The sequence below is a fragment of the Vibrio pelagius genome (assembly GCF_024347575.1).
In the GTDB taxonomy this organism is placed as follows: domain Bacteria; phylum Pseudomonadota; class Gammaproteobacteria; order Enterobacterales; family Vibrionaceae; genus Vibrio; species Vibrio pelagius.
Genome location: NZ_AP025504.1, coordinates 963,610 through 976,673, shown reverse-complemented (window position 1 = coordinate 976,673; position 13,064 = coordinate 963,610). Strand labels below are relative to the sequence as shown.

The following is a 13,064-nucleotide window of genomic DNA, read 5'->3' as shown; positions in this document are numbered from 1 at the left end:
GTGTTGTGAAAAAATTCTTTACCCTGCTTGTATGCACTTTCAGTCTCAATGCTCATGCCTTAGACGTGACTCATGAGATGGGCACCACTAGCTTCGAAACCACACCGACCAAAGTTGTCGCTTTGGATTGGGCGCTATCTGAAACCGTTCTGAGTTTAGGTGTCGATCTCGAAGGCATTGCCGATGCAGAGGGTTACAAACAATGGGTGGTTGAACCACAACTCAACGAACAGGCAGTTGATGTGGGATCTCGCAGAGAACCGAACCTAGAACTACTCACCAAACTTCAACCTGATGTCATTTTGATCAGCAAACACATGGCCGCAGCCTATGAACCGCTTAACAAAATCGCTCCGGTATTAGTTTTTAGTATCTATAGCGAGAAGAAACAACCCCTGGAATCAGCAAAATCGGTCACACGCTCATTAGGACAACTGTTTGAACGTGAAGAGCAAGCACAGCAAGTGATTAGCAAAACCGAGCAGCGCCTTTCAACAAACGGTGAGCAAGTAAACGCAGCAGGTAATTCGACTCAACCACTTCTTTTCACGCGTTTTATCAATGACAAAACGCTGCGAATTCATAGTGAAGGTTCATTGGCTCAAGACACTATCCATGCAATGGGCCTGAAAAACGACTGGAATGAACAAACAAACCTTTGGGGCTTTAGCACAGCTGGAATCGAAAAAATCGCAGAACATCAAACAGCCAATGTGATGGTATTTGGCCCTCTGACCGATGACGAACGTAATCAACTGACTCGCTCTCCACTTTGGCAAGCAATGGCTTTCACTCGTACTGACTCGGTCTACGAATTACCCGCAATCTGGACATTTGGTGGACTGATTGCAGCCCAAAGATTTAGCGATCACATTACCGCGCAATTGACCAACAAACCTTTAAATCAACAACCATGATCTCAGTTCACGCTTCACCACCAAAATTTGGTGTACTTGGAATCAAAACAGCAGGGCTAGTCGTCACTGCTGTTTTGGTGATCGGTTCACTGCTTCAGATAACCGCTCCATACTCTCAAGGGGTTGGCCTCATTTGGGACACCTTGTTTGACTATGACCCCACCAACTACCAACACATCATTACTCATTTAACTTACCTGCCTAGAATCACCGTCGCCCTGCTCTGCGGATTTGCTCTTGCAGTCGCGGGGTGTGTAATGCAGTTTGTACTGAGAAACCCAATTGCTTCACCGACAACTCTAGGTGTGGCAGCAGGTGCAGAATTGGGCATGGTGCTGGGTATTCTGTTTTTGCCTGCAGGTCTGAATTTTCCAAGCTTCATTCCCGCCTTCATCGGCGGATGTTTAGCTACCGGATTAGTGTTCTTGCTGAGCTCAACTCGTGGTTACTCACCATTGCACATGGTGCTTTCTGGTATGGTCGTAAGCCTGTTTTTGGGCTCGTTGAATACCATGTTACTCATGCTGCATGAACAGAAACTCACAAGCTTGTTTGTCTGGGGAGCAGGCGTGCTCAACCAAAACGATTGGACCAGTACTCAGATTCTGTTGCCTTTGATCTGCCTCCCTACGTTACTGCTGCTGATGCTACAGCGCCCCCTAGCCTCACTTCAGTTTGGCGATAATGTCGCGACATCGCTGGGCGTTAACATCAAACAAGTGAAACTTCTTTGCTTGTCACTGGCGATTTTCATCACCGCAGCGGTTGTAAGCGAAGTAGGAATTATCGGTTTTGTTGGGATTGTTGCACCAGCCATTGCGCGTATGCTCGGCGTGCGAGCACTTGCCAAACAGGTCATAACCAGTGGGCTCATTGGTTCGGCTATCTTGCTCACCGTCGATCTAATCATCCAACCCTTTTCTGGCGTAGGTGGTGAACTTCTGCCAACTGGAGCCATGACTGCTCTGATTGGCGCACCTTTCCTACTGTGGCTCCTTCAACGAACTAAGCTGAACTCCGAACTGAAAAGTCGCGGTGAACACATTGAACATTTCAAACATGTTGCCACTGGCAAGGTGCTTGTTGTCATGCTGTTGGTACTCGTCATTGTATGTGCGGTTTCAATCACACTCGGGCGAAACCAACTTGGTTGGAGCCTAGAGTTAAGTCCATCTCTGCTTGAACTTCGTTTACCACGGGTACTTGTTGCACTGTTTGCCGGTATTGGATTGGCCTTTGCTGGTACTATCATTCAGCGTATATCAAGCAACCCAATGGCTAGCCCGGAAGTTCTCGGCATCAGTTCTGGCGCTGCTTTGGCACTGGTACTTGGTACTTTGATGGGTGGTGCGATTGAGCGTGAACAGCAGATGTTATTGGGAACCATAGGCGCAGCATCGGTCACTGGTGTGGTTTGGTTAATGGGGCGCAAACACAACTTTGCCCCAACCCAAACTCTACTGACAGGTATTGCACTCAGTGCAGGCTTAGACGCTCTGCTACGAATTGCGATGAGCTCTGGCAACGAAAACGCAACCGCACTTCTGACTTGGTTATCCGGCTCCACCTACCTTGTCGCATGGAGTGATGTCATTTTGCTTGCCGTCGGCGTTTTGGTGATCGGTTCATTGTCACTGTCGCTGCATCGCTGGATAGAACTCATCAACCTAGGCGAAGTCACCACAACGAGCTTGGGTATGAACACAACCCTAGTGCGCTTAGCGTTGTTGCTGCTTGTCGCGGCACTTACCACGTTATGCACGATTGTAATCGGCCCACTGAGTTTCATCGGTCTATTGGCTCCCCATATGGCCCGCTCACTTCACCAATATCGCGCCATGCCTCAAATGCTCACCGCTGCCGTACTCGGCGCCGTTATCATGGTTTGTGCCGATTGGATTGGTCGAACACTCTGGTTCCCGTGGCAGTTCCCGGCGGGTCTACTCGCCTCTTTGATTGGTGGAGGTTACTTCCTCTACCTGATGAGACGCTAACGCGATTTCACTAACCAAGACTCGCTAAGAAAGCCCAGTGACCAATTAATCACTGGGCTTTTTTCTTCTCGAAACAAGACTTTGTATTTTTGCAACAGAAACACAATTTATGGTATTCGCTCGTGTTTATGTTTACCATGAGCGCAACCACCTGCCTTAGGCGCAACAACCGACCTCAGGTTTAACAATACTCTGAACAATTTGGACGATATGGACACATCAGCAATCACACGCCTTCAACGAGATTTACTCTTCAAAGTTGTCACGCGGCTCAAAGAGGAGAACGCCGTGGCAGGGAGCAGTTTAAATGAATCCTCTCTTGCGCAGCAATTTGAGGTTTCAAGAACGCCGATGCGAGCCGTACTCAAGCATTTGTCCGATCAAGGTGTTGCTAAATCTGTTCCATACAAGGGGTTTGTGTTGCAGATCGATGCATGTGATATCGAAACTGGCGAGCAAAACAATCAAGAACAAGCCCGTCAAGAGCAGCTTTATCTAAGATTACTCATGGACATCTTTTTCGGCGAGATCAGCGATTCATTTTCAGAAAATGAACTCCAGCAACGCTATGATGCCAATCGTGGTGAGGTGCAGTCAGTACTCAGATTATTGGAAAACGATGCAATATTCCGACGCAGCCCAGGCTACAAGTGGCAACTGGATGGTGTACTCAACTCCCTTGAAAGACACACCGAAAGTTACCGATGTCGTTTAATTTTTGAACCAGCTGGTCTACTTGAAGCGACGTGGAACCTCAAACGTGATGCGCTTGAAAAGTGTCGCGAACGCCATGTTCATGCTATCAAGAATCCAGATTCAATCACTGCTAGCCAACTTTTCACACTAAGTGCGGACTTCCATGAAATCCTCGCAGCAAGCTCCGGAAACCGCTTCCTATTGGGTATGATGCAGCAACAAAACCGACTGCGTAAAGCGACCGATTTGGTCTCTATGCATATCCAATCTTCCGTCAGCCGGTCATGTCAACGACGTCTAGATATCATCGAACTCGTTTTAGATGGGAATAACCAAGCCGCTTCAGAGAAACTCGCTGAGCTACTTGAAAATGATGTTCGCGTCATGAAGCGTACCTACCAAGATGTGATGAACGTATCTCAAGAGCAACGAGAACAAATCATCAATAGTATTGCTCTAAAAAACCATTGATCAACAGGGCGGCCACTCACCGCACCGCCCTCACCCTGCCGCAAACCACCAAAACAAACCTTACAAATCAGCAACTTGAATATCTCAACCAAATAAAGACTAACTATCACCTCATTGCCTATTGTTGCATTTGAAAATAAATCGCATTTACATATTGTCTTTTCGCAACAAAAACACAATAATAATGATTCTTATTTAGAATCAAACTTAGAGGCAACTATACGCTTGTTCTAGACTCCAACGCTTGATTCTCAATAAGGACAATAAAAATAAAGTCATCACGTTAAAGAATGTGTACAGCCTTTCATTGATAATTGCAGAGAATAAAATGAAAACCGAAAAAGGAAGTTTCAAACTTTCCACAGTCGCTCTAGCAGTAGCGGCGGTAAGTTCCGTATTCACAGCCCAAGCTCAAGAGCACTCGACCGACGAAAAAATGGTTGTTGTATCGAGCCATTTACCAAAAGCGATCAGCGATATTCCAGGTACAGTTTGGTATGTTGACGCAGAGCAGATCGAACAAGAGTACCGAGGTGGCAAAAAATTAGATGAGATTCTAGCAGCAGCAATCCCTTCACTGGATGTCGCGAGTGGTGGTCGGACTCACTCAGGTCAAAACTTGCGTGGCCGCAGCATCATGGTCATGATCGACGGAGTTTCTCTACAATCGGTCCGTTCTATCAGCCGTCAACTCGACTCTATTGATCCATTTAATATTGAACGTATCGAAGTGCTATCAGGCGCAACCTCGATATACGGTGCTGGTGCCGCAGGCGGTGTGATCAACATCATCACTAAAAAAGGAACCGTGGGAGAAGTTGAGTTTGAAAGCTTCGTCGGAGGAACTTCCGGTTTTACCAAGGGTGAAGACTTCGACTACAAGCTAGCACAATCAGTTGCTGGCGGTAACGAAAAAGTTCAAGGCCGCGCTTCCGTCGCCTACACCAAAAATCAAGGCTACTTCGATGCTAATGGCGACATCGTCACACCAGACATCACTCAAGGCTCTACGCAATTCAACGAAACAGTCGATCTACTGGGTAACTTACAAATAAACCTAGCTGAGGGACAACGTCTCAACTTGCTTGCTCAATATTATGATAGTCAGCAAGATTCTCCGTACGGTTTGTACTTTGAAAAAGACAGTAATGGTAACTACCAATTCGTTGACGTGCGCGAAGGCTACTCAGCAGACAGACAACAAGGTACTGAGCGCGTAATGCTCAGCGCTGCATACAACAATGATGACTTCTTGGCTCATCAGCTGATCGCAGAAATCTCGTACCGTACTGAGGAGCACACCTTCTCACCTTATACATCAGCAGGACGCAGTACATTAAAAACAAGCTCATCAAGCCAATCTACTGACATTTTTGCTCTAAAACTAGCACTCAATAAGTCTTTTGGTAAGGCAACAGTCACTTATGGGATTGATGGTTATCTAGATAAGTTTGATAGTGACAATGCGATTTATGATCAATCAATAACTGAAGGGAGTGGTGGTCTTGTACATGTCATTGATGAAATGGCTGGCCGATACCCTGGTGTTGATACAGACGCATTGGCAACTTTCCTACAAGCCGAGTATTTGATCTCAGAAGACTGGTCTGTTCAAGCTGGCGTGCGTTACCAATACATCAATACCAAAGTTTCTGACTTCCAAAAAAATGCAAATTCAGACTTTGTTCCTGGCGGGAGCACCGACTACTCAGAAACCCTATTTAACTTAGGTACAATTTACAAGCTAACGCCAGACTCACAAGTATGGGCCAACTTCTCTCAAGGTTTTGATATCCCGAACGCGGCAAAATACTACGGTAAAGATGCTAACAGTAATGTCTCGGATTCAAAACTTGAAGGCATTACCACCGACAGTTATGAAATCGGCTACCGTACATCGATAAACGATATCTCATTTCAGTCGGCGGCCTATTACTCATATACCGATGCGACTGTTGAATACACGAATGAATTTACGATTTCTGGTTTATCAGATCCCAAACGCGTTTACGGTATTGAAGCACAAGCAGCATACTGGATGACGGATAACCTTCAGTTAGGCGCGTCTGGCCACTACGTTGTTACCGAAGAGAAGGGTAGCAATGGCTGGGAAGACTTCAAAGCTATGGAAGCCAGTACGTCAAAAGCCATTGCTTGGGCTGGTTGGTATGACTTCGATTATAGCGTGAAGCTACAAAGTCAAACTATGTTTGATTATAAAGACGCAGATAAACGTGAACTCGATGGTTACACTTTATTTGACCTAGTGGGTAGCTATCAACTACCCATCGGCAGCCTAGGTTTCGGTATCGAAAACTTGCTTAACGAAGATTATGTGACAATTTGGAGCCAACGAGCCAAACATTGGTACGGAAACTCTGCAATGTTTGAGTACAAAGGCCGAGGCCGTACTTACACTTTGAACTACCAAGTTAAGTTCTAAAACACATATAAACCACAAAGGCTCCTCATTAGGAGCCTTTGTTTCATTAGTGTATCCGCTACCACCGTTCTACAGATACTTTTCAATCGGTAACAACTGCAAAAATCCAGATTGCGCACGCTCCCATTGACCCGTTTCTGGTTCGGAGTTCCAGCTTTCGTCACTGGAATACCACCGCACATTGCCATCTTCGAGATCGAGTCGCCAGCTATTATCGATGTTCATTGCTTCACTGATTGTCGAAGCCAGTTCACCGGCCACTTCGGGACTGTCGATCAACAAAACAGACTCTGTATTCAGATAAGTTGAACGAAGGTTGAAGTTAAACGATCCGATACTGGCAATTCGTTTGTCAAATACCACGGATTTCGCATGCAGACCGTAAGCGACATACGGCGCACATTTTTGCGCATCTTTCGTTGAGGCTTCACATAATGCTGAGTCCGGCCTTAACTCAAACAATTCAATGCCGTGCTCTAACATCTCTTGTCGACGACCCGCATAAGCCGAATGGTTGGTCACTAGATCGTTAGACGCCATAGAGTTGGTCAACGCTCTAATTTCAACACCCTGCTTGTTAAGCACCTGCCACTCTTCAAGCTGTCCATCATCAAACACCAAGTAGGCAGACTCCAATAAGATCTCTTGTTGAGATTTCTGCGCGAGCTCTCCTAGGATCATAGCGGTCTCTTTCGGTTGGTTGGTTTCACCTGAATCGACAGGAATGGGGCGATCATACACAAAGTGCGCGTCTACCCAGACCATATCCTCCATTAGTTGCTCAAGGAACGTATTTGCTTGCTCTTTTCCTTCCGGTAACGATGGATAGTTGACGTAGCTTGGCGTGCTAAGTCCCTCTAATAATGATAGGTCTGGCGCTTTATCCTCGCTGAGCAGAGACACTGGGTAAGACCATTCACTATTCCAATACTCAACAAAGCTCGATTGGATCTCACCGACCACATCACCTTTGACCAGTACATCTCGATCTCTGAAGTTGATTTCATCGGAATAATCAAAGTATTCGTCACCGATATTGCGTCCGCCGACTATTGAGAAAACGCCATCTACTGTGAAGGATTTGTTATGCATGCGTCGATTTAGACGAGAGAAATCTGATAAGAAGCTGAACCATTTAGAAAAGCCACTACGACTAGGAGTAGGGTTAAAGACTCGAATTTCGACATTCGGGTGCGCATCTAACGCATTCAATAGCGCTTCTCTTTCATTCAAGTTGATGTCATCTAGCATCACACGAACTTTTACCCCGCGATCGGCTGCGGCAAGCAGTCGGCTAGCCAGATAGCCGCCCGTGACATCAGAGTTCCAAATGTAATACTGAATATCTAAGGTGTATTCTGCAGCTTCAACCAGTGCCAAACGTTGAGACAGAGCATCCCAGCCTGCCTCTTGGATAAGTACCGCACTGTCGCCGACGTCATCAGATTGAGCTGGGTGTTGATTGCTCATACTCCAAAGTGCGCCTTGTTGTGGGACGACAACAGATTCTTGAGCATGATTGACTTGTTCTGGTAACGAAGAGCAGCCACCTAATGTAGCAATGAGTAACAAAGAGACACTGATGCGTTTAAGCGCAAGCATTAATTCCATTCCTTAATGGTGGTTGATCTACAAACCCTAGCGGTTTCGGGGCGGTAAGTTTATAAGTCCTTATTAATGAAATATATCAAACTTTGCGCTTTTACCCACGAACTGCGCAATAATCATGACACTGCTGGACGAAGGCGAGTTGTGATACTCTTTTGGCAGATATTGTACAATTCACTCTTTCAAAACAGTTAGGCTCTCATGGACGATAGATCGCAACGTTACTTAGACAGTTTCCTCAATTCACTCACCGAACAATCACGCGCAAAGTACCACTCTTCTAGTTCTGACTACTTCTGCGGCGACGAATACAATGCCAATTTGTGCGCTGAACTTATCAAACAAGGGAAGAAAACGGCGACTTGCAGCATGGCTTACTGGTACGAGTCTGGCGAAGAACCGATGCCTACGGTTGGGCATCTGCAAGTAGTGGTCGATTGGCACGGCAATCCTGTATGCATTATAGAAATAGATACCGTCACTCAGTGCCCATACAACGAAGTAACCGCTGAATTTGCCCAAGCAGAAGGTGAAGGTGATCTGTCTTTAGCATGGTGGAGGGAAGCACATTGGAACTTCTTTTCCAAAGAGTGTGCTGAGCTCAATATTGAGCCGCGCGAGGATATGATGTTGGTTCTTGAGCGTTTCCATGTGATACATCGATAAATATCAGCGCGATCTTATTAAAAATCAAAAGGTTAACACCCCGCTTAAACTCTATTTTTAAACGGCCCTTTGAAAAGTACAACTTTACAAACTCAACCTTGGCTGTATAAAATCAATAAACGCAGAGATGCGTTTAGAGACAGAGGAAGACTTGTAGTACACCGCATTGATTGTTTCACGCCCTGTGTTGGTCAGCTTCTCCTGCTCTAATAAAGGGATGAGTCGCCCTGCTGCAATGTCTTGATGAACCATAAAGCCAGACAAACAAGCGATACCATTGCCTGCCAGAGCGAGCTGGCGCACCGTTTCTCCGTTACTGGCTGTGATGGTTGGTTCAACATAGTTTTGGTTTGGGAGCGGCCAGTGATTAAGCACCTTAGCTCCAGTAAAGCCGACTGTGTGATGGCTAGAGAGCTCTTCAAACTTTTGAGGGATTCCGCGCTTAGCAAGATACTCAGGGGAAGCCACCATATAGAGCAAACTCTTACCCAATGGACGAGCGTGAAGCGTCGAATCGGTTAACTGACCAATTCGTATTGCCACGTCTGTTCGCTTCTCGATCAAGTCAACAAACCCCTCATTTGACGTCAGTTCTAGTTCGATGTCTGGATAAGCGCTATTGAATTCACTGACTAGAGGGACGAGTTGATGAAACACAAACGGACTGGCTGCGTCTACTCGTAGCCGGCCTTTGGGAAGCTCACCACGCGAAACAATCTCCTCTTCTGCCTCATGAATGATCCTTAAACCGGCTCGAATCGAGTCGACAAACTGCCTGCCCTCTTCGGTTAGCTCTACGCGTCGCGTCGTACGATTGAACAGGGAAACACCCAGCTGACTCTCTATCTTACTAATACTTCGGGAGACTCTCGCTACTTGAATATCAAGCGCCTGCGCAGCTGCTGAAAACCCGCCGCTATCGACCACGGTGAGCATAATCTCTAAATCATCCGAACGTGTTATCACCCGCTCCCCCTAAGTAATAGATAGTGCAACTATTGCATTTATAACAAAAGTAATTTGTTAATCACACTATTTTTAGCAAAAGCGATTTCTCACATAATCCCTGCCAACGAAACGAGTCACAACCGACTCCCACTTTTATGTGTTACCCATTTTAAGAGAAATAATTATGCCTTTAGCTTTACTTGCATTGACGCTCAGCGCCTTTGCCATAGGAACCACAGAGTTTGTTATCGTTGGCTTAATACCAACTATGGCAACCGATCTCAACGTATCCCTACCTTCTGCAGGCCTGTTAGTTAGCCTCTACGCACTGGGTGTTGCCGTTGGTGCGCCAGTACTGACTGCACTTACCGGTAAGTGGAATCGAAAACTGGTACTGCTCACCATCATGTCGCTGTTTGTGGTGGGTAACTTGTTGGCTTGGCAAGCACCTGGCTACAACACTCTCATCGCCGCACGTATATTAACGGGCTTGGCTCATGGTGTGTTCTTCTCTATTGGCTCAACCATCGCTACGGGATTGGTGGCCAAAGAGAAAGCGGCAAGTGCGATCGCGATTATGTTTACCGGTCTAACCGTAGCACTCGTGACTGGCGTACCACTAGGCACTTATATTGGTCAAACATTTGGCTGGCAAGCGACCTTCTTGATCGTGGCTTTACTAGGCTTAATTGCTCTGATCGGCAGTGCGTTATTGGTGCCTAACAACCTAAAACAGCCACCAGCAACGAAGCTTTCTGCTCAATTGAAAGTTCTGACTCAACCAAGATTGCTACTGGTTTATGCAATTACAGCACTGGGATACGGCGGCACATTTACCGCGTTTACGTTCCTCGCTCCGATCCTAGAAAATGTGTCTGGTTTCGACTCAAGTGCAATCAGCCTAATCATGTTAGTCTACGGTGTTTCAGTCGCGGTAGGTAACATCTGGGGTGGTAAGATGGCCGATAAAATGGGGCCAATCAAAGCGCTAACGGTTATCTTTTCTGGTCTGGCTGCGGTACTGGTTGTATTCAACTTCACGGCGGTTAACCCGTACGCATCAGTCGCTACTATTTTGATTTGGGGTGCTTTTGCCTTCGGTAATGTTCCAGGCTTACAAGTCTACGTGGTTAAGCTGGCAGAGAAATACACGCCAGATGCAGTAGACGTAGCATCAGGCTTGAACATAGCTGCCTTCAATGTAGGTATCGCTCTGGGCTCTTGGGGAGGCGGTATCATTGTCGCAGAGTCTGGCTTAATGAACACACCTTGGATTGGCGCTGTGATTGTCTTAGTTGCACTAGCACTGACTCGATTCAGTGGTCTATTAGACAAGAAACAGACTCAACAAGTCGCTGCATCTAGCATCTAGCATCTAGCATCTAGCATCTAGCTAAAATAGAAAAAACAAAGCCCGAATCTAGGTTCGGGCTTTGTCTATTTGATGGTGCTATTAATCGTTATCAATTGTTCTCAAAATTCTGCATGGGTTTCCGACTGCGACAACATTGTCTGGAATATCTTTGGTCACCACACTACCCGCACCGATCACACTGTTTTTGCCAATGTTCACGCCAGGGCAAATGATCACTCCAGCACCAATCCAAGCATTGTCACCAATCGAGATTGGCGTACCGAATTCAACGCCTTCATCAACACGGCTCTTCACATCCAATGGGTGACCTGCCGTAAGCACTTGTACATTAGGGGCAAACAGCACATTGTCGCCAATCGTCACTTCTGCTACATCTAAAACCACGCAGTTAAAGTTGGCGTAGAAATTCTTACCCAGCTTAATGTTTGAGCCGTAATCGCATCGAAATGGTGGCTCTAAATAAGCGCCTTCAGAGTCAGGGATCAAGGTGTCAATGGCAGAACGCCACTCGTCACTGTCTGGGATACTATTGTTGAGCTTTTGTAGAACCTTACGACACTCGATTCGTTCTGCGTACAACTCTTCATCCCATGCTAAATAAGGCTCTCCAGCCAACATCTTCTGTTTTTCTGTTTTCATGTTCTTTATCTACTTACCAAAAACTTTTCGCCGATTATAGAGGCTTGTACTGACACAATAATCAACGCCGCGCACACTTTTGCGATTCAATTTTGCCAATAAAAATAACTAACCGACGACCAATAATTAGGCTGAATCTTCCCTATAACCTAATAACAAAATGTAATGGTAGGCTAAACAATCGATAATTATCAATTTATGAAATGCACGCTATTCTAGTGATAATAGATCATGGAATAGAGGCGATAATGAAAGCAATTACCTACCAAAAATCGAGTGATACATTCTCAGTGTCAGAACTCCCAACACCCAATTTAGAAAGTGAATTTGATGTCTTGGTTAATGTTGTGGCTGTCGCACTCAACCCCGTAGATGCAAAAATCAACTTTTGGCATGGAATGGTGCCAAACATGGACGATCAATTTGTTGGTGGCTTAGACGTTTCAGGTGAAATCATCGCGATCGGCAGCAAGGTAGAAAATTGGCGGGTGGGTGACAAAGTGCTGTATCACGGCAATATGCGACGCGCTCATGGTGGTTTTGCAGAACTCGCCATTCAAGACGCTCGCACTTTGGTTCCACATCCAAATACCTCTCCAGAGATAGCGGCCTCTCTGCCATGTGCAGCATGGACGGCCTACCGCGCTTTGGTGGATAAACTGCATGCCAGCAACAAAGAGAGTTTACTCATCACTGGTGGTTCAGGTGGCGTGGGCAGCTTTGCGATTCAAATTGCCAAAGCACTTGGTGTGAAAACCATAATTACGACTTGCTCACAAGCCAATCATGAGGCGGTTCGTGAGCTTGGTGCGACTCACACCATTGATTACCGCAGCTCAGATGTCGTTGCAGAAGTGATGAAGATTACTCAAGACCAAGGTGTGGATATTGCGCTGGATTGTGTCGGCGGCGACAACGACAAATTTGCCGCTGATGTATTGGCTTATGAAGGCGAAATGGTGGAGTTAGTGCAAACCGTGGCACCTGAGCGCTACGACAATGCTTTCCTTAAAGGTCTCAGTTTCCACCAACTTAGCCTAGGATCAGGTCATGTGAATGGTGCCAAGGGTATGAAAACCTTGGTGGATGCAGGCAACGCGGTAAATGCTTTGGTTGAATCTGGTGACGTAGTAGTTCCTAACCTCAAGGTGATTACTCTCGAAGAGATTGGTCACGCGCTACTGGATATGAGAAACCAACGCACGGTTGGCAAAATCATCGCCAAGCTAGCTCACTAGTCTCAACACTCTACCGAACATCCCCTGCCTAGAAGTGATTCACTCCAGAACCTTCTAGGCATTCCTTTA

10 protein-coding genes are annotated in these 13,064 nt (G+C 46.3%); 7 read left to right on the top strand and 3 right to left on the bottom strand.

From position 1 onward, the window contains the following. The first annotated feature begins 5 nt into the window (after nucleotides 1-5). The 4 genes from vsple_RS18530 (at nucleotide 6) to vsple_RS18515 (ending at nucleotide 6,521) form a co-directional block, all read left to right on the top strand. On the top strand, nucleotides 6-917 hold the full coding sequence (locus vsple_RS18530) for an ABC transporter substrate-binding protein (protein WP_261883358.1): 912 nt from the start codon (nucleotides 6-8) through the stop codon (nucleotides 915-917). Beyond that, a complete protein-coding gene (gene fhuB / locus vsple_RS18525; RefSeq protein ID WP_261883357.1) occupies nucleotides 914-2,911 on the top strand; it encodes a Fe(3+)-hydroxamate ABC transporter permease FhuB in 1,998 nt (665 codons plus the stop codon). Before vsple_RS18530 ends, fhuB begins: the two co-directional genes overlap by 4 nt. A gap of 210 nt (nucleotides 2,912-3,121) precedes the next feature. After that, nucleotides 3,122-4,078, top strand: coding sequence for a GntR family transcriptional regulator (locus vsple_RS18520; RefSeq protein WP_261883356.1), 957 nt, complete (start codon nucleotides 3,122-3,124; stop codon nucleotides 4,076-4,078). A gap of 328 nt (nucleotides 4,079-4,406) precedes the next feature. Then, nucleotides 4,407-6,521 carry a TonB-dependent receptor gene (locus tag vsple_RS18515; protein WP_261883355.1) on the top strand — a complete coding sequence of 705 codons (2,115 nt, stop codon included), beginning with the start codon at nucleotides 4,407-4,409 and terminating at the stop codon, nucleotides 6,519-6,521. A 69-nt stretch (nucleotides 6,522-6,590) separates the two neighbouring features. Here the strand turns inward: vsple_RS18515 and vsple_RS18510 are convergent, their stop codons facing one another. Next, entirely contained in the window at nucleotides 6,591-8,123 is a 1,533-nt protein-coding gene (locus tag vsple_RS18510) for a phospholipase D family protein (RefSeq protein ID WP_261883354.1), read from the bottom strand. Between the two features lie 207 nt (nucleotides 8,124-8,330). On the opposite strand from vsple_RS18510, the gene vsple_RS18505 reads away from it, so the two are divergent. Then, nucleotides 8,331-8,795 (top strand): ASCH domain-containing protein, encoded by a 465-nt coding sequence (locus tag vsple_RS18505; protein WP_261883353.1) that lies wholly within the window; start codon nucleotides 8,331-8,333, stop codon nucleotides 8,793-8,795. An 84-nt stretch (nucleotides 8,796-8,879) separates the two neighbouring features. On the opposite strand, the gene vsple_RS18500 is transcribed toward vsple_RS18505, so the two are convergent. Next, nucleotides 8,880-9,761, bottom strand: a complete 882-nt coding sequence (locus tag vsple_RS18500) for a LysR family transcriptional regulator (RefSeq protein ID WP_261883352.1) — start codon at nucleotides 9,759-9,761, stop codon at nucleotides 8,880-8,882. A 166-nt stretch (nucleotides 9,762-9,927) separates the two neighbouring features. Here vsple_RS18500 and vsple_RS18495 point away from each other — a divergent pair, with 166 nt between their 5' ends. Beyond that, nucleotides 9,928-11,115, top strand: coding sequence for an MFS transporter (locus vsple_RS18495; RefSeq protein WP_261883351.1), 1,188 nt, complete (start codon nucleotides 9,928-9,930; stop codon nucleotides 11,113-11,115). 81 nt (nucleotides 11,116-11,196) lie between these two features. Here vsple_RS18495 and vsple_RS18490 read toward each other — a convergent pair whose 3' ends face one another. Next, on the bottom strand, nucleotides 11,197-11,757 hold the full coding sequence (locus tag vsple_RS18490) for a sugar O-acetyltransferase (RefSeq protein ID WP_261883350.1): 561 nt from the start codon (nucleotides 11,755-11,757) through the stop codon (nucleotides 11,197-11,199). Nucleotides 11,758-12,005: 248 nt separating this feature from the next. Between vsple_RS18490 and vsple_RS18485 the strand changes: the two genes are divergently transcribed. After that, a complete protein-coding gene (locus tag vsple_RS18485; RefSeq protein ID WP_261883349.1) occupies nucleotides 12,006-12,995 on the top strand; it encodes a zinc-binding dehydrogenase in 990 nt (329 codons plus the stop codon). Nucleotides 12,996-13,064: the final 69 nt, after the last annotated feature.